This window comes from Vibrio sp. Isolate22 (genome assembly GCF_022398115.1).
Lineage (GTDB): Bacteria > Pseudomonadota > Gammaproteobacteria > Enterobacterales > Vibrionaceae > Vibrio.
Map to the genome: position 1 here is coordinate 118,513 of NZ_JAKEUW010000016.1, position 21,845 is coordinate 140,357.

Sequence of the window (21,845 nt, forward strand, 5' to 3'; positions counted from 1 at the left end):
TGCATCCGGACGCGGGATGGAGCAGCTTGGTAGCTCGTCGGGCTCATAACCCGAAGGTCGTCGGTTCAAATCCGGCTCCCGCAACCACATTACAGTTAAACGCATTAGCGGTTAACTTATGCGACACTAGCTCAGCTGGTAGAGCGCAACCTTGCCAAGGTTGAGGTCACGAGTTCGAACCTCGTGTGTCGCTCCATTTTGAAAGTGAAACATGAAGAGCATTCTGGCAGAGTGCAATCCTTGCCAAGGTTGAGGTCACGCCTAAGCCTTGAAGATCGGGAACCTCGTGTGTCGCTCCAATTTGATAAGTTCCCATCTACTTTAAATGATGGCATCCGGACGCGGGATGGAGCAGCTTGGTAGCTCGTCGGGCTCATAACCCGAAGGTCGTCGGTTCAAATCCGGCTCCCGCAACCACATTACAGTTAAGCGCATTAGCGATTAACTTATGCGACACTAGCTCAGCTGGTAGAGCGCAACCTTGCCAAGGTTGAGGTCACGAGTTCGAACCTCGTGTGTCGCTCCAATTTGATAAGTTCCCATCTACTTTAAATGATGGCATCGGACGCGGGATGGAGCAGCTTGGTAGCTCGTCGGGCTCATAACCCGAAGGTCGTCGGTTCAAATCCGGCTCCCGCAACCACATTACAGTTAAAYGCATTAGCGGTTAACTTATGCGACACTAGCTCAGCTGGTAGAGCGCAACCTTGCCAAGGTTGAGGTCACGAGTTCGAACCTCGTGTGTCGCTCCAATTTGATAGATTCATTGACTTAAACAATGCATCCGGACGCGGGATGGAGCAGCTTGGTAGCTCGTCGGGCTCATAACCCGAAGGTCGTCGGTTCAAATCCGGCTCCCGCAACCACATTACAGTTAAACGCATTAGCGGTTAACTTATGCGACACTAGCTCAGCTGGTAGAGCGCAACCTTGCCAAGGTTGAGGTCACGAGTTCGAACCTCGTGTGTCGCTCCATTTTTGAAAGTGAAACATGAAGAGCATTCTGGCAGAGTGCAATCCTTGCCAAGGTTGAGGTCACGCCTAAGCCTTAAAGATCGGGAACCTCATGTGTCGCTCCAATTTCTTTCTAAGCTATCTGGCTTGGATATAGGCTTTAAGCCTAAGCTCTTTCTTTAATGCTGCGAAGCATAATCCCCCAAAAAAGCAAATAATCCTCCATCATGGTGGATATTTTTTTGTCTTAAATTTTTCTTAGCAACTGGAATGCTAGTAATCATCAGGTCTCTGAAGTAGATACTTGAGGTTTTTCATATCTATAAACAGGCTTATCCACAAATAGTTAGATGTGGATAACTTGGTTGATAAAGTTATTTCAGGCTTAATTCTTTGCATCTCTCAAAAAGATCTTTCTTGTTTTCAATATATTAGCTAAATCTTGATGTTTGTAACTTGTTGTTTTTTATAAGTTTAGATGCGTATGCGGGATTTGGTGAAAGATCGTTAACTTGTTGTTTTTTGATCTTAATCATTTATCGGTACTGTGTTTAACTTTGTGTAGGTGTCGGAAGTTTACGAGAGTTCTGAATTTTTTCCACATTGTCAAAATTGAGAACAAGGTCAAACATTGTTCTAAAATTATGTGCAACGAGTTGTCTTAAATATTGGACTGTTAGTAAGAGCTAGCCTGCCAAACATTGGCATATATAGGGCTAAGCATCTCTTGGTAGTCCTTTCTCAACAATACGTATCAGCCGGTGCTTTTTAGTTGCGACTTTGTTGTTACCTTTTTGAACCTCAATAATGCTCGGCAATTGCTGTAATTGTTTTTCTAAAGCCCACTCGATATGAACATCTAACATGTCGCTATTACCTCGGTGAGACTCTAAGGTTTCAACAATACGTTGTTGGAATGGTGCATTACCCATAGCAACATAGATATTGCGCAACCATTGCGTATGGCCAATACGTCTAATCGCTGAGCCTTCCATTTTCTTTAAGAAGGTCGCTTCATCCCAGCTTGCGAGTAAAACGAGGTCGGCTTCTTTAAAATCTTCTCTACGGTGGAAGTCTTTTTGTTCAGTGATATCAGCGTGACGATTCCATGGGCAAACCAACTGGCAGTCATCGCAACCATAGATTCGGTTCCCAATTGCTTCTCTGAACTCTTCTGGGATTACACCATCGTATTCAATCGTTAAATATGAAATGCATTTTCGAGCATCGACCACACCATCAGCAATAATGGCGCCGGTTGGGCAGGAGGTGATACATGCGGTGCATTTTCCACATTCGTCAACACTCGGCTCATCGACAGGAAGAGGGATGTTCACTAGTAGCTCTCCAAGGAAGAACCAAGAGCCTGCGTCTTTATCGAGAATGAGTGAGTGTTTACCTGTCCAGCCAAGCCCTGCCTTTTGAGCAAGTGGTCTTTCTAAAATAGGCGCAGAATCAACGAAAGGACGAGAGTCTAAACCTTCGACCTCTTTTTCAATTCTTTGTCCCAGCTTTTTCAGTTGGTTACGGAACAATTTGTGATAATCGCGACCTAAAGAATAACGGCTGATGTAACCTTGAGTGGTATCACTGAGGTTTGAAGCAAATTGAGCTTCTGGTGGTAGGTAGTTCATTCGTGCGCTGATCACTCGAATGGTCCCCGGGTGAAGTTCATTAGGGCGTGCGCGCATCATGCCATGACGGGCCATCCAATCCATTTCGCCGTGATGACCCGCATCTAGCCATGCTTGAAGAGGGGCTTCGTGTTCACTGAGATCAACATCGCAGATACCAACTTTTTGAAAGCCTAGCTCTTTTCCCCAAATTTTAATTTTTTCAGCAAGATGGTCTAGATTCATGGCTTCATTCTTATAGAGATAAGGATAACTAAAATGAGGTTCGGCAAAAATGGGGGCGGATCTTAACGGATCTTAGTGGTGTTGACCAGAACAGACGTGTTTTGAACAGTATTTTTCATAGAACTTACACTTGAGTGCTTGTCTCCCAAAAGCATCACGGTTTACTATTCTTGTTCTTTTGATTTTTATATAGTCAACGATCGATTTTTAGAGAACGTATTCATGAGCACTAAACAATTTACTTTGAAAGATGAACAAGCAACGATTCAACTAGGAACGGAGCTTTCTAATCTTTGCTCACAGCAGACAACTATTTATCTGCATGGTGATCTTGGCGCAGGTAAAACGACGTTTAGTCGCGGCTTTGTAAAAGCACTTGGTCATCAAGGAAATGTAAAGAGCCCAACGTATACTCTAGTTGAACCTTATCAACTTGCAGATTGGCAGGTTTATCACTTTGATCTTTACCGCCTAGCCGATCCTGAAGAACTCGAGTTTATGGGGATTCGTGATTACTTTACGCCTGACGCGATCTGTTTGGTTGAATGGCCAGAGAAAGGCCAAGGACTGCTACCAGAAGCGGACATGGATATTGATATTCGTTACCAAGACGATCACCGCATTGTTTCTTTAACCGCTAATAGTGAATACGGACAGCGCTTACTTAGTCAGTTGGAGTTATGTTGATTTCTAGACGCCTTTTTCCAACAGTAGCCATGATGGCTGCTGTTTTTTCCTTACTATTTTCTTCACTGGTTTCTGCGAATTCATTAAAAGGTTTGAGGGTTTGGCCTTCACCTGAAGAAACGCGTGTGGTTATCGATCTTAAATCTGAGGTCGACTTTAGCTATTTCACACTGAGTAGCCCAAGCCGCTTGGTTGTCGATTTAAAAAATACCGAATTGGCCACTAAGTTACCGGTGGTGGTGAAAGACAGCCCTGTACTTTCTAAAGTTCGTAAAAGCTCTCCCCCTCAGAAGGGAACCTATCGCTTAGTTTTCGAATTGAAGAAATCTTCTAAAGCTGAACTCTTTAAGTTGAGCCCAACACCGGGCGGCCAATATGGACACCGCTTGGTTATCGATCTGCCTCATGGTGCTGTGAGCAAGAGTAAGCCAGCTACAAAACCAAGTAAACCAACGGTAAGTAAAGACATCAATCAGGTTAAGCGTCAGAAAGATATTTTGATCGTGATTGATCCTGGCCATGGTGGTGAAGACCCAGGCTCGATCGGTCCAAGCCGTAAATATGAAAAAGATGCGACGCTGAGCATTTCTAAGAAGTTAGCCGCTCAATTGAATGCGATTCCGGGTATCAAAACTCGTATGACTCGTAATGCTGACTACTTTGTAAACCTCAATCGACGTGTTGCTATCGCTCGTGAGAATGAAGCACACCTATTGATCTCTATTCACGCGGATGCCTTTACTACACCTCAACCACGAGGCGGCTCGGTGTTTGTACTGAATACTCGACGTGCGAATACAGAAATCTCCCGTTGGATTGAGAATAAAGAGAAACAATCAGAATTGTTGGGAGGCAGCGGCGCTGCTTTCACTAATAATATTGATGATAAGAACGTAAACCAAACCTTGTTGGACCTGCAGTTTAGCCACTCTCAGAAAGAGGGCTATAAACTGGCAACAGCGATTCTGTCTGAAATGGGTAAAGTCGCTAAGCTACACAACAGTAAGCCGATTAATACGAGCTTGGCAGTATTGCGCTCACCGCAGATCCCCTCGGTATTGGTAGAAACGGGCTTTATTTCAAACCCAACGGAAGAGAAGTTACTTTTCCAACGTTCGCACCAAGATAAACTTGCGCGTGCTGTGACTAAAGCTGTGGTGAAATACCTGAAAGAGAACCCGCCTGAAGGGATTATCTTGTCTAATGCGACATCATCAACAGGCAGTGTGAGTCAGCACAAGGTGTCTCGTGGTGAGTCACTATCGGTGATTGCGAGTAAATACGGTACATCGACACAAGCATTGATGAAATACAACAATCTGAAGTCGAGCAGCCTAGCGATTGGCCAAGTGCTTAAGATTCCAGGCGGTGCTTCAAGCTCATCATCAAGTAGTGCGGTTAAGACCAAGACTATCACTCACACGGTTAAGTCTGGAGAATACCTAGGTAAGATAGCTAGCCGTTATAAAGTGTCTGTGGCTGATATTAAACGTGAGAACCGTCTAAAATCAGAAACGGTGAGAGTGGGTCAAAAGTTACGTATTACGGTTGAGGTTAAAGATGTTCCTCTACGCAAACATAAAGTCGCAAGAGGCGATTACTTAGGCAAGATTGCCGCCAAGTACGGGGTGAGTGTGAACAGCATTCGCCAAGCGAATAAGCTCCGCTCTGATGAATTGGCGATTGGACAAGTGCTAATTATTCCTCATAAATAATCGAGTTTAACTAACATAGAAGTGCCTTCTAAGCTTGGAAGGACTTCTATGAATGGCAGTAAGGTAGCTATAAATATGACGATCAAAATACTGCCAGCTCGCTTAGCGAACCAAATCGCAGCGGGTGAAGTGGTAGAAAGGCCAGCTTCTGTTGTAAAAGAACTGGTTGAGAACAGTTTGGATTCCGGCGCGACACGCATCGATATTGATATTGAGAAAGGTGGCGCCAAGATGATCCGTGTTCGTGATAACGGTAAGGGCATCGTTAAAGATGAGCTTGCTCTCGCACTAAGTCGCCACGCTACCTCTAAAATCCATACTCTTGATGACCTTGAGGCGATCGTCAGCCTAGGTTTCCGTGGTGAAGCGCTAGCGAGTATCAGTTCAGTGGCGCGTTTAACTATGACTTCACGCCCTGCCACTCAAGATCAAGCTTGGGCAGCGCACAGTGAAGGCCGAGATATGCAGGTAAAACTGCAGCCTGCCGCGCACCCAATCGGCACCTCGGTTGAAGTGCTGGATCTGTTTTTCAATACCCCAGCACGCCGCAAATTCTTACGTACTGAAAAAACCGAATTCACCCATATTGATGAGCTGCTTAAGCGTATTGCATTAAGCCGCTTTGATGTGACGATCAACCTGCGTCATAACGGCAAGATGATTCGTCAGTACCGCGCAGCGAAAACAGAGGTTCAAGCTGAGAAACGCATTGCAGCGGTATGCGGTAATCCATTTGTTCGTAATATGCTTAAGATAGAACTTGAGCACCAAGGGTTGAAGCTTCATGGCTGGATCACCACGCCAGAGGGGGCAAGACAGCAAAGCGACTTACAATACTGCTATGTGAATGGCCGTATGATGCGTGACAAACTGATCAACCACGCGATTCGTCAAAGCTACGAAACCAGCTTGCGTCCAGACCAATTTGCAACTTACGTACTCTTCATTGAACTGGACCCACACCAAGTCGATGTGAACGTTCACCCTGCTAAACATGAAGTGCGCTTTCATCAGGCTCGTCTGGTGCATGATTTTATTTATCAAGCACTGAGCGATGGTCTCGCACAAAGTAAGCAAATCGATGCGGCGCCTATTAATCAATCCGCTTTCCACCAATCAGAAGCCCCTAGTTATCAGCAAGATAGTTCGGTGCCTGAAGTGGAAGAGACGACGAGTTTTAGTGCGCCAGAAAGCAATGTCCCAGTTCACTCTGAACAATCGCAGGTTTCTGAAAGAGTGCGACATGCCATTGAGCAGACTCCAGCCTATCCGAGAAAAGCAGAATCTGAGCAAGCTTATGACCAGCCTCAGCACAGCGTGCATGATGGTGGTCAGCACTATAGTTCAGCGTCTAGTAGAGGATCTTCAAGCAGCGGCTCTTTAAGTAATCTAGGTTCACCTGCTAACCGTAATTCGTCTGCTCGTGAAACCAGTTTTACCGGATCGCCTCGTCAAGAGTGGATAGAATCACGACCTGCTCCGAAAAAAGAGAAAGAGTCACATCAACATCACGCCGAACCTGTACCTTCGAAGCGTGAGGTTAGCGCTTACAAAGAGCTGTTGAAAACGCCAGATTTTGAGCGCCAAACGGTGGAGCTATCAGATGCTCAACAGCCGGTGACGCAAACAGCGCCTAGCGATACTGAGCCGTCTCAACAGAAGCTGTCTCAGTCGAAGCTAAGAACACCAGTCACTGAATTAGGTAAGGCGGTCTCGATTGTCGAGCGTCAGTACCTGATGATGGGTAACAAGAATGGTTGCGTATTGGTCTCCTTAGCTAAAGCGGAATTACTGCGCGTTATTGGCCAGCTGGATACACGAAGCGGGGCATTAAAAAGTCAGCCATTACTGGTGCCTTTATCGCTTAAAATTGGCAGTGAATTGGTTGAAGTAGCGAATACATTAAACCAACCACTGGCGCGTCTTGGTATCGAGCTTAAGGTTCGAAATAGTGAAGCGGTTATGGTGATGGGGGTTCCTTCTCCATTAAGGCAGCAAAACTTACAAATTCTGATCCCAGATCTGTTATCGTACGCGGCTTCAATAAATGCCCAGAGTGCAGTGAAGCAACCTGATGACATGTTGCCAGCTTTGGTTAACTGGATCGGGATTCAAACCGCACAAGTAAAAAGCGACTACACTTTATCTGAAGCGGTTCAATTAGTTGGGGAACTTGAACAACTTTGGCATGGTCTACTTCCATTAGATGATCCTGAGTTTGTTAATCCTATCGACTTTTCGGCGACTATTGCGGCATTTATGGCTTAGTTTATTGATAAATTAAGCTAGTTTACGGCTTAGGCTGTGTATGATTTTATTTTTACGATGGACGCTTTTTTGAACGCGAATCCCTCGTGACAAAAGCCCTTTGCTATAAAGCGCTATAACTGAGAAACAAATACTAACTATCATGACTGAAAAATTACCTTTAGCGTTGTTTTTAATGGGCCCAACGGCATCAGGAAAAACAGATTTAGCTATCCGCTTACGTCAGAAATACCCAGTAGAGATCATCAGCGTCGATTCGGCACTTATCTACAAAGACATGGATATTGGCACCGCTAAACCGGATGCAGAAGAGCTTGCGCTCGCGCCTCACCGCTTGATTGATATTCTTGACCCAAGCGAAGCGTACTCTGCGGCAGATTTTCGTTGTGATGCACTGAAAGAGATGAACGAGATCGTTGCCCAAGGCAAGATCCCTCTTTTAGTGGGCGGCACTATGCTTTACTACAAGGCGTTGTTGGAAGGTTTATCGCCACTACCGGCTGCGGATCCTGAGATTCGCAAGCAGATTGAAGCGGAATCTATCGAGCAAGGTTGGCAAGCATTACATGATCAATTAAGAGAGATTGATCCCGTATCCGCTGAAAGAATACACCCAAATGATCCACAAAGGCTTTCAAGGGCATTGGAAGTTTATCGAATTTCGGGTAAAACATTAACAGAGCTAACTCAAACGAAAGGCGATAGCCTGCCATTTCGTGTAAAACAATTTGCAATAGCTCCCAAGGAAAGGAAAGAACTCCATCGCCGTATTGAGCTGCGTTTCGAGAAGATGATCGAAGCAGGATTCCAAGAAGAGATGAAGGCGCTGTACGCCAGAGAAGATCTTCACCCTGAATTGCCATCGATCCGATGCGTTGGTTATAGGCAGATGTGGGATTATTTAGACGGTAATTGTGATTTAGACGAAGCGGTTTTCCGTGGTGTCTGTGCAACCCGTCAGTTGGCCAAGCGACAGATCACCTGGTTGCGCAGTTGGGATGATTTAACTTGGTTGGATAGCGAAAACATTGATCAAGCATTAGAAACTCTTTCAGATGCAATAGCATCTGATTAGTATTGCTGTGTATAATGTGATCGCTTTTGCGTGAATATACTCTGGAAAGGATCCGTTATTGAGGCTTTTTAAAATCACAGCCTTTCAATAACAACGGAGTTTTTTTATTCATTTAGCTCAGATGCAAAGGCCGCACCTTTTTGTGCACCACTAGCTAAATAATTACAACAAAATACAAAATAAGGAAAATAAAATGGCTAAGGGGCAATCGCTACAAGACCCATTCCTAAATGCACTCCGCCGTGAGCGCATTCCAGTCTCAATCTACCTTGTAAACGGCATCAAGCTGCAAGGTCAGATCGAGTCGTTCGATCAATTCGTGATCTTGCTGAAGAACACTGTAAACCAAATGGTTTACAAGCATGCGATTTCTACTGTGGTTCCTGCTCGTGCAGTAAGTCACCACAGCGGCGAGCAACGTGCTCCATCTGATCGTGCAGAGAAGACAGAAGATTAATCGTTCAATTAACACAGCAAATGCTGTGATAAGGAGTTGGTTGCTTGTTTGACCGTTATGAATCCGGTGAGCGAGCCGTACTTGTTCATATCAACTTCACGCATGAGGGAGAATGGGAAGACCTAAGCGAATGTGAAATGCTGGTCTCCTCTGCGGGGGTAGAAACGCTACAAGTGATTACTGGTAGCCGCCAATCCCCACTCCCTAAATACTATGTCGGAGAAGGTAAAGCCCTAGAAATCGCACAAGCTGTTCAGCTGACCGGTGCTGAAATTGTGATTTTTAACCACTCCCTCTCTCCTGCCCAAGAGCGAAACCTCGAGCAATTGTGTAAATGTCGTGTGATTGATCGCACGGGTTTGATCTTAGATATCTTTGCACAACGTGCGCGAACTCATGAAGGTAAGCTACAAGTTGAGCTCGCTCAGCTTCGTCATATCTCTACCCGATTGATTCGTGGTTGGACTCACCTTGAAAGGCAGAAAGGTGGTATTGGTCTTCGTGGTCCAGGTGAAACTCAACTGGAAACCGATCGACGTTTGTTGCGTGACCGTATAAAGGCAATATTACGTCGTTTAGCTAAGGTAGCTAAGCAACGTGAACAAGGGCGACGCGCTCGTAATCGAGCTGAGATCCCAACCGTTTCTTTAGTTGGTTATACCAACGCGGGGAAATCAACGCTTTTCAATCGAATCACTAGTGCCGGTGTTTATGCGGCAGACCAACTGTTTGCAACACTAGACCCAACACTACGTAAGATTGATTTGCCAGATGTCGGGCCTGCGATTCTCGCAGATACTGTAGGTTTTATCCGTCATCTACCACACGACTTGGTCGCTGCGTTCAAGGCTACGTTACAAGAGACGCAGGAAGCTGACATTTTGTTACATGTTGTTGATGCCAGTGATGACCGCTTTCGTGAGAACATTCAGGCTGTTCATGATGTATTAGAAGAAATCGATGCTCATGAAGTGCCAACCCTTGTAGTCATGAACAAGATTGACTGCATGGAAGACCAAAAACCTCGCATTGATAGAGACGAAGAGGGCGTACCACGCGCTGTTTGGGTTTCTGCGATGGAAGGTGAAGGTATCGAACTGCTGTTTGAAGCTTTAACTGAGCGTTTAGCGAGTCAAATGGTTCAATACCGACTGTGTATTCCGCATCAACATCAAGGCCGAATTCGTAGTTTATTTTTCCAGCTGAAATGTATTCAACAGGAAGAGTATGATGAAAATGGTAACTTGTTGATAGATATCCGAATGCAACAGATAGATTGGTCTAAACTTGAAAAAAGAGAAGGGGCGCTCTTGGGTGACTTTATCGTTACCTCAGAGACTGCTACAGTATAACGTCATATCAAATGATGGAGCTTTCTAATGGCGTGGAATGAGCCTGGAAATAACAACGGCGATAACGGCCGCGATAATGACCCTTGGGGTAATAAAAATAATCGCGGTGGCCGAGATCAAGGACCGCCAGACCTAGACGAAGTGTTTAACAAGCTGAGTCAAAAGTTGGGTGGCAAGTTTGGTAAAAAAGGTGGTAACGGAAACGGGCCATCTATTGGTGGTGGCGGTGCAATTGGCTTTGGTGTCATTGCCGTTATTGCTATTGCTATCTGGTTCTTCGCAGGTTTTTACACCGTTGGCGAAGCAGAAAGAGCAGTTGTACTTCGCTTAGGTCAGTTCGACCGTATTGAAGAACCTGGTCTTAACTGGCATCCACGTTTCATCGATCAAATCAGTGATGAGCAGCTAGTAAACGTTCAAGCGATTCGTTCTCTACGTGCTTCTGGCACCATGTTAACGAAAGACGAAAACGTAGTTACGGTTGAGATGGGTGTTCAGTACCGTGTTTCTGACCCGTACAAATACTTATATCGTGTAACGAATGCGGACGACAGCTTACGTCAGGCGACGGATTCTGCGCTTCGTGCAGTAATCGGTGACTCACTGATGGACAGCATCCTAACAAGTGGTCGTCAACAGATTCGTCAAAGCACTCAAGAAACGCTTAACCGCATTATCGATAGCTACGACATGGGTATTCTTATTGTTGATGTGAACTTCCAGTCAGCACGTCCACCTGAGCAAGTTAAAGATGCATTTGATGATGCTATCGCGGCTCGTGAGGATGAAGAGCGTTTTGAACGTGAAGCTGAAGCTTACCGAAATGACATTCTTCCAAAAGCAACAGGTCGTGCTGAGCGTTTGAAGAAAGAAGCGGTTGGTTACTCAGAGCGCACAGTTAATGGTGCTCTAGGTCAAGTGGCTCAGTTCGAGAAACTGCTACCTGAATACCAAGCAGCTCCAGAAGTAACACGTAACCGTATGTACCTAGATACAATGGAAAAAGTGTACTCAAGCACATCTAAAGTCCTGATTGACTCTGAATCAAGCGGTAACTTGTTGTACCTACCAATTGATAAGCTAGGCGCTCAAGGTGGTTCTCAGTCGGGCACTCGCTCAACAAAGGCACCATCGACTTACGATCAGATTGAACTAGAAACTCAACCTGAACCAGCGTCGAGCTCTCAGTCTCGTTCAGATAGCTCACGTCAAGGGAGATACTAATAATGCGTAAATTAATGATCCCTGTATTGGTTGTTACGTTAGCTTTACTACTGATGTCAGTATTCGTGATTCCTGAAGGCGAGCGCGGTATCGTGATTCGTTTCGGTCGTGTATTGAAAGATACTAACGACATCTCTCGTATCCACGAACCAGGTCTACACTTCAAACTGCCATTGTTCGACCGTGTGAAAACTCTTGATGCACGTATTCAAACAATGGACGGCCGTTCTGACCGTTTCGTAACGTCTGAGAAAAAAGACGTGATCATCGATTCATACGTTAAGTGGCGTATCCAAGACTTCGGTCAATACTACCTAGCAACAGGTGGTGGTAACGCACTAACAGCAGAAGCACTTCTTGAGCGTAAAGTGACAGATGTTCTTCGTTCTGAAATCGGTTCTCGTGAAATCAAGCAAATCGTATCAGGTCCTCGTAATAACGATGTACTGCCAGATTCAGCTGATAGTGAAGAAGTGACAACAGTTGCTGCTGCTGAAGCCCTAGAGGTGGATGGTGAGCGTGACAAGATCATGGAAAACGTACTTGCAGATACTCGTGAAAGTGCGCTGAAAGACCTAGGCGTTGAGATTGTTGATTTCCGTATGAAGAAAATCAACCTTCCAGACAACATCAGTGACTCTATCTACAAGCGTATGCGTGCAGAGCGTGAGTCGGTTGCTCGTAAGCACCGTTCTCAAGGTCGTGAGCGTGCTGAAGTTATCCGTGCTCAAGCTGAGCTAGAAGTAGCAACAGTACTTGCTGAAGCTGACCGTACTGCTCGAGTAACTCGTGGTGATGCAGATGCAGAAGCGGCGAAGATCTACTCTGATGCATACAACAAAGATCCTGAGTTCTTTGGCTTTATGCGTTCACTGCAAGCTTACGAGTCATCATTTAGCGATAAGAGCGACATTCTAGTACTGGATCCGAAGACAGACTTCTTCCAATACATGAATCAAGCGAGCGGTGCTCCAGCGAAATAAGCTAAGTAGTTATTGAAGCAGCAAACGCTGAACTTTAATAACCAGTCACGCTAACACTTAAAAGGCTCCCACAATGGGAGCCTTTTTGCTTTTTAGAGTTCTGTTATTTTTCTTGCCTGAGCTGCTATGGGAGAGTGGTTGCTCGAACTATCTTCCAGCTAGCAATGCTAAGGAATTATGCATAGCAGCGACTCTGAGAAGTGACGATGTGAGTTAGTGATGTGTCATAAAGGCGATTACGGCACCAGCGACAACAAGGCAGCCACCAATGCGGCGCAATTGAGTATCGGGTTGCTCGCTTAGCTGAGCGACCATATTTCTCCAGCCATTTGGTGCGATTAATGGGCCAAGCCCTTCAACGATGAGAACAAGCCCAATTGCGAGCCAAATTGAATCAGACATGATGCTGCCTTATATCTATAAAAATATAATGATATCAGCATCTTTAGCGATCTGCCCTTCGTAATCGCTGTTTTATTTTTGTACAGCGTTAACGTTTATGAACAAAAAGTGACTGCAAGAAGTGTGATTCAGTGCTAGAATCCATTTTTAATTAGCAACAGAAATTGGAAAGATGGGAAATAACGTAGTCGTTCTAGGCACCCAATGGGGTGATGAAGGTAAAGGTAAAATCGTTGACCTTTTAACTGAAGATGCAAAATACGTGGTTCGCTACCAAGGCGGTCACAATGCAGGTCACACACTTGTAATTGACGGTGAAAAAACCGTTCTTCACTTAATTCCATCAGGCATCCTGCGCGATAACGTTAAATGTGTTATCGGTAACGGTGTTGTACTTTCGCCTGAAGCACTTCTTAAAGAAATGAAGCCTCTTGAAGAGCGCGGTATCCCAGTTCGCGAGCGTCTTTTCGTTTCTGAAGCTTGTCCTCTAATTCTTCCTTACCACATCGCTATCGACAACGCGCGTGAAATCGCTCGTGGCGCGAAAGCTATTGGTACAACTGGTCGTGGTATCGGTCCAGCTTACGAAGATAAAGTTGCTCGTCGCGGTCTACGCGTTGGTGACCTTTTCGATAAAGAAATGTTCGCTGAAAAACTAAAAGAAGTAATGGAATTCCATAACTTCCAACTAGAGCACTTCTACAAAGCTGAAACAGTAAGCTACGAAGATGTACTTGAGCAGTGCATGGGTTACGCAGATCTACTAACTTCAATGGTTATGGACGTAACTGACGAACTAGACGCAGCACGTAAGCGCGGCGACAAGATCATGTTCGAAGGCGCTCAAGGTACTCTACTAGATATCGACCACGGTACTTACCCATACGTAACTTCTTCTAACACGACTGCTGGTGGTGTTGCTGCAGGTTCTGGTTTTGGTCCTCGTCACATCGGTTACATCCTTGGTATTACTAAGGCTTACTGTACTCGTGTAGGTTCAGGTCCATTCCCGACTGAGCTATACGATGGCCTAGACAAGCAAGACCCAGTTGGTAAGCACCTAGGTGATGTTGGCCACGAGTTTGGCGCAACGACTGGTCGTCTACGTCGTACTGGTTGGTTCGATGCTGTTGCTATGCGTCGTGCAATCCAAATCAACTCTCTAACTGGTATGTGTCTGACTAAACTAGACGTTCTTGACGGCCTAGAAGAAATCAAGATCTGTACTGGCTACAAGATGGCTGACGGCTCTATCCTAGAAGTTTCTCCAATGGCTGCTGAGTCTTTCGAAGAAGCAACGCCAATCTACGAAACAATGCCAGGTTGGTCTGAAACAACATTTGGTGCTAAGTCAATCGACGCGCTTCCACAAGCTGCTCTTGATTACATCAAACGTATCGAAGACCTAACAGGTGTGCCAATTGATATCGTATCAACTGGTCCAGACCGTAACGAAACTATCATCAAGGTTCACCCATACAGCGCATAATGCCTGATTGAGTGATTACCACGGCACCTTTAGTGCTTTGATAATTAAATCGTTTTCTAAAAGCCGACTTTCTTAAGTCGGCTTTTTTATATTTGTAATCTGAGGGTGAAGCTTTCTGTGATGATCTTTTGAACGCCATCTGGCAAAATATTGCCCATTAGCGGCAAGTTTTGTCTAAAGCGATACGCTGAGTTGCCGATACAGATATCATAGTGAGTGAAATGTAATTGAGTTTGGGTTGCCCAAAGGTTCGATGCGTTTTTAAAACCGATAAAAGAGTGCAGGTATGAAGCTACGAATTGTGGCAGCTTCATTGATAATGGCGCTGAGCTCACCCTTGAGTCATGCAAATTTGGCTGATGTCGGGGAGCCGGTTCCAATATATACAGAAGCTGAACTGATTAATTTAATCGAGAATAATCAACACCTAGAGCGAGTGAAAGCTGATAAGTGCCAGTTAGTTGAAGATATCGTTGCTCGTGCAACGCGTATTAGCTTGCCTTCTTATGAGTTTTTATACGGCGATATGCTGGCGTGGGGCGTGTGTGTTCCTCAAGATGTAGAGCTTGGCCTTTACTATATGGAAAACGCGGCACACCAAGGTTTACCTGCAGCACTAGAGCAATTGGGTCGTTATTATTCTCGTGGAACCTTGGTTCAACAAGACCAAGAGCGTGCGATCCCATATCTGCGCGAAGCGGCCTCTCTGGGGAACCTGAGTGCCAGTATTCATCTAGCAGAGCTGTTGTTACGTGACTATGGCAGCCCGTTAGATTACGAAGATGCTTACCGCTGGTTATACAACTCAGTCACTGCAGACCAAAGACAACACAAGCGCATTACCGTATTGCGAAGTGGTCTGGAAAAGAGAATGCCAGACAATATTATCGCGCGAGCAAAACGACGCGACGTATTCTGGTAATACCGAGCTAGAAACCTGTAATGATTCCAGCACTCGTTGTTACAGGTCACAAGATATAAGAAGCCCCGCCTAATTGAATTAGTGCGGGGCTTTTTACGTTTAGATAGTCATGTGATTCGATAGCGAACTTATTGAACTACTTCACCTGATTCGATAACGGTTTCACGAACTACCTTGGTAAAGTCGAGTGCTTCCTGACGAATCTTATCTTCATCTACCGTTAGCATGTCGCGATCTTGCATTATGATCTTGCCATCGACGATCGTGTGACGAACATTGCCAGAGTTAGCTGAATACACCAGTGCTGAATACGGGTTGTAAACAGGAACCATGTTTGGTGCTTTAGTGTCGATCACTATGATGTCTGCTAGCTTACCAGCTTCAAGGGAGCCGATCTTATCTTCCATGTGTAGCGCTTTTGCTGCGCCCATTGTTGCCATGTCGATCACTTTGATCGGCGGCATTGCAGCACGATCTTTATTGACTAGCTTATGAACTTTCGCAACTTGGTTGAATTCATCGATAGTGCTCAGAGTGTTACCTGACATTGGGCCATCAGTACCTAAACCGATACGTACATTCTCGTCATACATCTGTAGTGCAGGTGATACGCCTTTTGCCGACTTGATGTTCGCACTCATGTTATGAGCGACACCCATATCCGATTTTTTAACAAGCTCAATGTCATGCTCATCAACTAGGATCATGTGTGCACCAACCAGGTTTTTGTTGAGTGCGCCAATGCTATCCATGTATTGAACCGGCGATAAGCCTTCTGAACGCTCTGCGATCTTCTCTACTTCACGGTGTGATTCAGCAAGGTGGATCATCACTGGAGCATCGAGCTCTAATGACAATTTAGAAATTTTCTGCAGGATTTCTGTGGTGTTGGTGTAAGGCGCATGTGGTGCAAATGCAGGGGTAATACGTGGATGATCTTTATATTCTTCAATAAAGTTCAACGCGTACTTGATACCTTCTTCGGCGTTAGCAGCATCGGCAACCGGGAACTTAATAACGGTTTCACCAAGGATGGCACGCATACCAATCTTATCGACGGTTTTTGCAACTTCATCCTCGAAGTAGTACATGTCGGCGTAAGTTGTCACACCGCCTTTGACCATTTCAACGTTACCTAGGTTAGCACCAATGCGCACCATATCGCGTGATACTAACTTCTTCTCTAGTGGGAAGATGTAGCGGTGTAGTCGGTCTGGTACATCATCAGCCAGTGAACGGAAAACCGTCATTGATACGTGGGTGTGAGTATTGATTAGACCTGGCATTACGATGTCGCCATCGACATCTAGCACTTGCTCAGCCTTGTATTGCTTTTCTAGTGAAGCATCGCCAACCGCAATGATTTTATTGTCTTTGACGACAACCGTTCCGCTCTCATAAACCGTTTTGTCTTGGTTCATGGTTAGAACCATCGCATCGGTAATCATTAGGTCAGCTTTTTCCATCGCAGAACTTGCGAATGGGAATAGCGCAAGGCTCGCCATTGCTGAAGCCAATAAGGTGCGTTTTAATTTCATATCAATACTCAGAACAGGAGTTGGTAAAAGTGTCTGGATAATAGTGCATTTCATTCATGAGGCAAACGTTTGTTTTATCGTTTGCGCAAAATTCTGATGGTAGTCCGTGACTATGAAGTGATGTTTCACAAAATGAAGATATGTATCAATCTGAGGTTATTTTCGGGTTTTCTAAAGCATATCTGTAGCTTACCTCTAGCATCGGATATACTAGGGGTATATACCTTCCTTGCTTAAGCAGGCCCGCCTATGTCAAAAAACACACCGATGTCAGAAAACACGACAGCTACCACTAACGTTGATCCTTTTGCCGATCGAGAGTCGAAGAATTACGACAACCCAGTACCAAGCCGTGAGTTCATTTTATCGTTTCTAACGGAAGCGAATATTCCAATGAACCGCAATGATCTATTCGAAGCGCTTGGCCTTGCAGGAGAGGAGCAATATGAAGGGCTACGTCGTCGTTTACGTGCTATGGAGCGTGATGGACAACTTGTCTTCACTCGTCGCCAATGCTACGCGCTACCTGAAAAGTTAGAGCTAGTGAAAGGTTACGTGATTGGTCACAAAGACGGTCATGGCTGGGTTCGCCCTGATGGCAGCAAAGGCAAGGATGACGATATTCTACTGCCGCACCATCAGATGAAAACCATCATGCACGGTGACTACGTGTTGGCTCAGCCAACGGACAATAGCAAGCGTGGCCGTCGTGAAGGTCGTTTAGTTCGCGTACTTGAAGAACGCACTACACCAATCGTTGGTCGTTTCTTCTTGGAGTATGGTCACTCTTATGTGGTTGCTGACGACTCACGTATCAGTCATGACATCCTTATCCCAACCGAGCATAAAGGCGGAGCTCGAATGGGTAATGTGGTTGTGATTGAAATTACTGACCGTGGCGGTCGCTCTCGTAACATGATGGGTAAGGTAACTGAAGTGCTTGGTGAGAACATGGCTCCGGGCATGGAAACCAAAATTGCGATTCATACCCACCAGATCCCAAATGAGTGGCCAGAAGCTGTTGATAAGCAAATTGCTAACTTGGGTGAGCATGTACCTGAAGAAGCAAAAGAAGGACGTGTTGACCTGCGTAAATTGCCATTGGTAACAATCGATGGTGAAGATGCACGCGACTTCGATGATGCGGTTTATTGTGAAGCGAAGAAAGGTGGAGGTTGGCGCCTATGGGTAGCGATTGCTGATGTTAGCTACTACGTTCGTCCTGATACTGCGTTAGATAAAGAAGCGATCAATCGTGGTAACTCGGTATACTTCCCATCGCAAGTTGTTCCAATGCTGCCAGAAGTGCTTTCTAATGGCCTATGTTCGTTGAACCCTCAAGTAGACCGTTTGTGTATGGTGTGTGAGATGACTATCTCAGACAAAGGCAAACTGTCTGGCTACAAGCACTATGAAGCGGTAATGAACTCTCATGCTCGCCTTACTTACAATAAAGTAGGCGCGATCCTAGATGGCAACGAAGAACTTCGTGAGCGGTACGCACAAGAAGTGCCGCATCTAGAAGAGCTGCACAGAATGTACAAAGTACTGAAGCAGACTCGTGACGAGCGTGGTGCAATTGAGTTTGAAACGGTAGAGACTAAATTCATCTTCAATGCGGATCGTAAGATTGACCGTATTGAACCCGTTGTTCGCAACGATGCACACAAGATCATCGAAGAGTGTATGATTCTGGCGAACATCGCGTCTGCATCTTTGGTGGAGAAAGCGAAAGAGCCATCGCTGTACCGTATTCACGAAACTCCAGGTGAAGAGCGTCTAGCAGGCTTTAAGGATTTCCTAAGTGAACTTGGTTTATCGCTAGATGGTGGTTTGTCTCCTTCACCAACGGATTACGCAAAGCTGATGCAGCAAATTAATGAGCGTGAAGATCGCGAGTTGATTCAAACCATGCTGCTACGTTCGATGAAGCAAGCAGTATACAACGCTGATAACGTAGGTCACTTTGGTCTAGCGCTAAAACGCTATGCTCACTTTACTTCGCCGATCCGTCGTTACCCTGACTTGCTACTGCACCGTGCGATTAAGTACCTTATTGCGAAAGAAGAGGGGCGTAACAGCGAACGTTGGACACCAACCGGCGGTTACCACTACACTTTCGATGAAATGGACTTCTACGGCGAGCAGTGTTCAATGACTGAGCGTCGTGCCGATGACGCCACTCGTGAAGTGAACGACTGGCTGAAATGTGAATACATGCAAGACCACGTCGGTGAAGTGATGGACGGTGTGATTGCCAACGTTACCGGTTTTGGTTTCTTTGTGCGTTTAACTGAGCTGCACATTGATGGTCTGGTACATATCTCAGCGTTAGCGAACGATTACTACCAATTTGATGCTGTTGGTCAGCGCTTGGTGGGTGAAAGCTCTGGCAACATCTACCGCTTGGGTGACTCGGTTAAAGTGAAGGTTTCTGCGGTTAACCTAGAAACTCGCCAAATTGATTTTGATTTGGAAGACACTGCTCGTCAGCCTCGTGGCAAAGGTAAAACCGCCAAGAAACGTGCTGCTGAAGCGATGAAAAAGGCGAAAAGTAAGAAACGCGCCGCAGTGAAGAGCAACAAACCGGGTGTCGCAGCTAAACCATTAGTTGAGCCAACTAAGCGACCAGATGGTAGTTCAGAAGCTTCTGAGAAAAAGAAAAAATCGCGTAATAAGACCGGTGCGGCGAAAGCTCGAGCGAAGAAAAAGCGCTCAGCAACGCGCAAGGCAAGGGCGGATAAGTCTTAGGACATCGCCAAGCGTTAACAACGAATGTAATACGGGAGTATCGGGCGTGAAACGCATACTCTCGAAATAAACAACGCAGAGCTGAATGCATCGGAGTTAGTGCCGTTCATCTCTGAGCAATAAGAGTAATTTGAGACAATGAGTAACGAATTTATTTACGGTATTCACGCGGTGAAAGCTGTACTAGAAAAAGATCCAGCACGTTTCATTGAAGCGTATGTGCTGAAAGGTCGTCAAGACGAGCGCCTTTTGCCATTGCTGAATCAGCTACAACAGTTTGGTGTATCCATTCAACAGATGGGCCGTAAGCCGCTGGATGACAAAGCACAAGGTGCAAACCACCAAGGTATTATCGCTAAGGTGAAGCCTGCTAAGCAGCTTAACGAAACTCACCTAGACGACATCCTAGCTCAACACGAGCAGCCATTGCTGTTGGTTCTCGATGGCGTAACAGACCCTCATAACCTAGGTGCTTGTCTGCGTAATGCTGATGCGGCTGGTGTTGCTGCGGTTATCGTGCCTAAAGACCGCTCTTCTCCATTAACAGCAACAGTTAGTAAGGTTGCATGTGGTGCTGCTGAAACAGTTCCTCTAGTACGCGTAACCAACCTAGCTCGCACAATGCGTGCTCTGCAAGAGCAAGGTGTATGGTTTGTAGGTACAGCAGGCGAAGCGACGCACGATATCTATCAAGCGAAGCTAACCGGCCCTCTTGCAGTGGTAATGGGTGCAGAAGGTGACGGTATGCGTCGTCTAACGCGTGAAACCTGTGATGACCTCATCAAAATCCCGATGGCTGGTAGCGTATCAAGCCTGAACGTGTCAGTGGCTTCTGGTATTTGTCTGTTTGAAGCGGTACGTCAGCGTCTAGCGCAGTAAATTACTAATTGAATTGATTTATTTCTAACGCCCACCACATGCTGGTGGGCGTTTGTTTAAGGGCATAGAGTCAGAAATCGAAAGAACCACGGATGGTAAGGGGCTGTTGCTCTTTCGTGGTTGAATTTTGTTCGAGATAAAATCGTTTTAGGCGCGGCGAAGAGTATGTAGCCTAGTCATTCTAAGCAAATATTCTTCAACAAAGCACAAAATGATTTTTGCGGGGGCGCCTAGCTCGAACCCTTCGGGCAGCCTTTGTGGTTCATTTCTACTGCGTTATCGGCTTTTTATGTAGGCTAGCTACACGTCAAAGCCTCTGTCTTGTATAAATTTCCCACAAAGAGCTGCAAAAGCCAGCTCGAAAGATTAACAGCCCCTAAATGGCGAAAGAAAAACTGTTTCATTATTCGCCAAATACCACTTGCCAATACAGGGTTCTTTCTATAATATTTGCCGTCCTTAAAACTCGGTCATTTATCTTTAGTTCCTTGCTTCCTCTGGACGACCGAGCCATTCGTGGAAGCTAATAATCCGTAAGGAGCAACCAAATGCGTCATTACGAAATCGTATTCATGGTTCACCCTGATCAAAGCGAGCAAGTTGCTGGCATGATCGAGCGTTACACTGGTTCTATCACTGAAGCTGGCGGTACTATCCACCGTCTAGAAGACTGGGGTCGTCGTCAAATGGCTTACCCAATCAACAAGCTTCACAAAGCTCACTACGTTCTTATGAACGTTGAAGCTGGTCAAGAAGTGATTGACGAGCTAGAAACTGCTTTCCGTTTCAACGATGCAGTTCTACGTAACATGATCATGCGCACTAAAGGCGCTGTGACTGAGCAATCTATTATGCTTAAGCAAAAAGAAGAGCGTGCAGAGCGTGCTCCTCGTCGCGAAGAGCGTACAGAAGCTAAACCAGAAGCAGCTGCTGAGTAATTCTTTTTTGGCTTAATGCCTTAAAAAATTCTCAACTTGTTTTAAGTCTTTCACCACTTCCTAAGTTTTGAAAGGCTGCATTATTAAATTTAAGATCAGGAGATAGCCCATGGCTCGTTTCTTCCGTCGTCGTAAATTCTGCCGTTTCACTGCAGAAGGCGTACAAGAGATTGACTACAAAGACGTAGCAACTCTTAAAAACTACATCACTGAAGCTGGTAAAATCGTTCCTAGCCGTATCACTGGTACAAGCGCTAAGTACCAGCGTCAACTAGCTCGCGCTATCAAGCGTTCTCGTTACCTAGCTCTACTACCGTACACTGACAAGCATCAGTAATCGGTAATAGTTAAT

The 21,845-nt window shown here is 45.6% G+C and carries 17 protein-coding genes and 8 tRNA genes; 22 read left to right on the forward strand and 3 right to left on the reverse strand.

Annotated elements, in window-relative coordinates:
* Positions 1-10: 10 nt before the first annotated feature.
* The 8 genes from L1D55_RS11615 to L1D55_RS11650 all read left to right on the forward strand — a co-directional run bounded on the left by L1D55_RS11615 (position 11) and on the right by L1D55_RS11650 (position 975).
* Positions 11-87 (forward strand) — tRNA-Met (locus tag L1D55_RS11615).
* A gap of 33 nt (positions 88-120) precedes the next feature.
* A tRNA-Gly gene (locus tag L1D55_RS11620) sits at positions 121-196 on the forward strand.
* A 144-nt stretch (positions 197-340) separates the two neighbouring features.
* Positions 341-417 (forward strand) — tRNA-Met (locus tag L1D55_RS11625).
* A 33-nt stretch (positions 418-450) separates the two neighbouring features.
* Positions 451-526: transfer RNA gene (locus L1D55_RS11630), tRNA-Gly, on the forward strand.
* Positions 527-566: 40 nt separating this feature from the next.
* Positions 567-643, forward strand: a tRNA-Met gene (locus L1D55_RS11635).
* Positions 644-676: 33 nt separating this feature from the next.
* A tRNA-Gly gene (locus L1D55_RS11640) sits at positions 677-752 on the forward strand.
* 37 nt (positions 753-789) lie between these two features.
* Positions 790-866 (forward strand) — tRNA-Met (locus L1D55_RS11645).
* A gap of 33 nt (positions 867-899) precedes the next feature.
* A tRNA-Gly gene (locus L1D55_RS11650) sits at positions 900-975 on the forward strand.
* A 695-nt stretch (positions 976-1,670) separates the two neighbouring features.
* Here the strand turns inward: L1D55_RS11650 and queG are convergent.
* Positions 1,671-2,813, reverse strand: coding sequence for a tRNA epoxyqueuosine(34) reductase QueG (queG, locus tag L1D55_RS11655; protein WP_239917531.1), 1,143 nt, complete (start codon positions 2,811-2,813; stop codon positions 1,671-1,673).
* 222 nt (positions 2,814-3,035) lie between these two features.
* Between queG and tsaE the strand changes: the two genes are divergently transcribed.
* The 8 genes from tsaE (at position 3,036) to hflC (ending at position 12,574) form a co-directional block, all read left to right on the forward strand.
* A complete protein-coding gene (tsaE, locus tag L1D55_RS11660; RefSeq protein WP_004741294.1) occupies positions 3,036-3,500 on the forward strand; it encodes a tRNA (adenosine(37)-N6)-threonylcarbamoyltransferase complex ATPase subunit type 1 TsaE in 465 nt (154 codons plus the stop codon).
* Positions 3,494-5,215, forward strand: a complete 1,722-nt coding sequence (locus L1D55_RS11665) for an N-acetylmuramoyl-L-alanine amidase (protein WP_239917532.1) — start codon at positions 3,494-3,496, stop codon at positions 5,213-5,215. The genes tsaE and L1D55_RS11665 overlap by 7 nt, the downstream gene beginning before the upstream one ends.
* A gap of 75 nt (positions 5,216-5,290) precedes the next feature.
* On the forward strand, positions 5,291-7,483 hold the full coding sequence (gene mutL, locus L1D55_RS11670) for a DNA mismatch repair endonuclease MutL (protein WP_239917533.1): 2,193 nt from the start codon (positions 5,291-5,293) through the stop codon (positions 7,481-7,483).
* 142 nt (positions 7,484-7,625) lie between these two features.
* The gene (gene miaA, locus L1D55_RS11675; RefSeq protein ID WP_239917534.1) at positions 7,626-8,558 is read left to right on the forward strand and encodes a tRNA (adenosine(37)-N6)-dimethylallyltransferase MiaA; all 933 of its coding nucleotides are present in this window, start codon (positions 7,626-7,628) and stop codon (positions 8,556-8,558) included.
* A gap of 193 nt (positions 8,559-8,751) precedes the next feature.
* Complete coding sequence (hfq, locus tag L1D55_RS11680) at positions 8,752-9,015, forward strand: RNA chaperone Hfq (RefSeq protein WP_004741290.1); 264 nt, start codon at positions 8,752-8,754, stop codon at positions 9,013-9,015.
* Between the two features lie 44 nt (positions 9,016-9,059).
* A complete protein-coding gene (hflX, locus tag L1D55_RS11685; protein ID WP_239917535.1) occupies positions 9,060-10,367 on the forward strand; it encodes a ribosome rescue GTPase HflX in 1,308 nt (435 codons plus the stop codon).
* Between the two features lie 27 nt (positions 10,368-10,394).
* Positions 10,395-11,591, forward strand: coding sequence for an FtsH protease activity modulator HflK (gene hflK, locus L1D55_RS11690; RefSeq protein WP_008223941.1), 1,197 nt, complete (start codon positions 10,395-10,397; stop codon positions 11,589-11,591).
* A 2-nt stretch (positions 11,592-11,593) separates the two neighbouring features.
* Positions 11,594-12,574, forward strand: coding sequence for a protease modulator HflC (hflC, locus tag L1D55_RS11695; RefSeq protein WP_008223939.1), 981 nt, complete (start codon positions 11,594-11,596; stop codon positions 12,572-12,574).
* Between the two features lie 213 nt (positions 12,575-12,787).
* Here the strand turns inward: hflC and L1D55_RS11700 are convergent, their stop codons facing one another.
* Positions 12,788-12,976 carry a DUF2065 domain-containing protein gene (locus L1D55_RS11700; protein WP_004741286.1) on the reverse strand — a complete coding sequence of 63 codons (189 nt, stop codon included), beginning with the start codon at positions 12,974-12,976 and terminating at the stop codon, positions 12,788-12,790.
* 172 nt (positions 12,977-13,148) lie between these two features.
* On the opposite strand from L1D55_RS11700, the gene L1D55_RS11705 reads away from it, so the two are divergent.
* Both L1D55_RS11705 and L1D55_RS11710 read left to right on the forward strand, forming a co-directional pair.
* A complete protein-coding gene (locus tag L1D55_RS11705; RefSeq protein ID WP_004741285.1) occupies positions 13,149-14,465 on the forward strand; it encodes an adenylosuccinate synthase in 1,317 nt (438 codons plus the stop codon).
* A 286-nt stretch (positions 14,466-14,751) separates the two neighbouring features.
* Positions 14,752-15,387: a tetratricopeptide repeat protein gene (locus tag L1D55_RS11710; protein ID WP_004741283.1), complete on the forward strand. Its 636-nt coding sequence runs from the start codon at positions 14,752-14,754 to the stop codon at positions 15,385-15,387.
* A gap of 128 nt (positions 15,388-15,515) precedes the next feature.
* Here the strand turns inward: L1D55_RS11710 and L1D55_RS11715 are convergent, their stop codons facing one another.
* The gene (locus L1D55_RS11715; RefSeq protein ID WP_239917536.1) at positions 15,516-16,925 is read right to left on the reverse strand and encodes an amidohydrolase; all 1,410 of its coding nucleotides are present in this window, start codon (positions 16,923-16,925) and stop codon (positions 15,516-15,518) included.
* A gap of 249 nt (positions 16,926-17,174) precedes the next feature.
* Between L1D55_RS11715 and rnr the strand changes: the two genes are divergently transcribed.
* The 4 genes from rnr (at position 17,175) to rpsR (ending at position 21,830) form a co-directional block, all read left to right on the forward strand.
* The gene (rnr, locus tag L1D55_RS11720; protein ID WP_239917537.1) at positions 17,175-19,676 is read left to right on the forward strand and encodes a ribonuclease R; all 2,502 of its coding nucleotides are present in this window, start codon (positions 17,175-17,177) and stop codon (positions 19,674-19,676) included.
* A gap of 138 nt (positions 19,677-19,814) precedes the next feature.
* Positions 19,815-20,555: a 23S rRNA (guanosine(2251)-2'-O)-methyltransferase RlmB gene (gene rlmB / locus L1D55_RS11725; RefSeq protein WP_004741280.1), complete on the forward strand. Its 741-nt coding sequence runs from the start codon at positions 19,815-19,817 to the stop codon at positions 20,553-20,555.
* A 548-nt stretch (positions 20,556-21,103) separates the two neighbouring features.
* Positions 21,104-21,493 carry a 30S ribosomal protein S6 gene (gene rpsF, locus L1D55_RS11730; protein WP_004741278.1) on the forward strand — a complete coding sequence of 130 codons (390 nt, stop codon included), beginning with the start codon at positions 21,104-21,106 and terminating at the stop codon, positions 21,491-21,493.
* A gap of 109 nt (positions 21,494-21,602) precedes the next feature.
* Positions 21,603-21,830, forward strand: a complete 228-nt coding sequence (rpsR, locus tag L1D55_RS11735) for a 30S ribosomal protein S18 (protein WP_000090472.1) — start codon at positions 21,603-21,605, stop codon at positions 21,828-21,830.
* Positions 21,831-21,845: the final 15 nt, after the last annotated feature.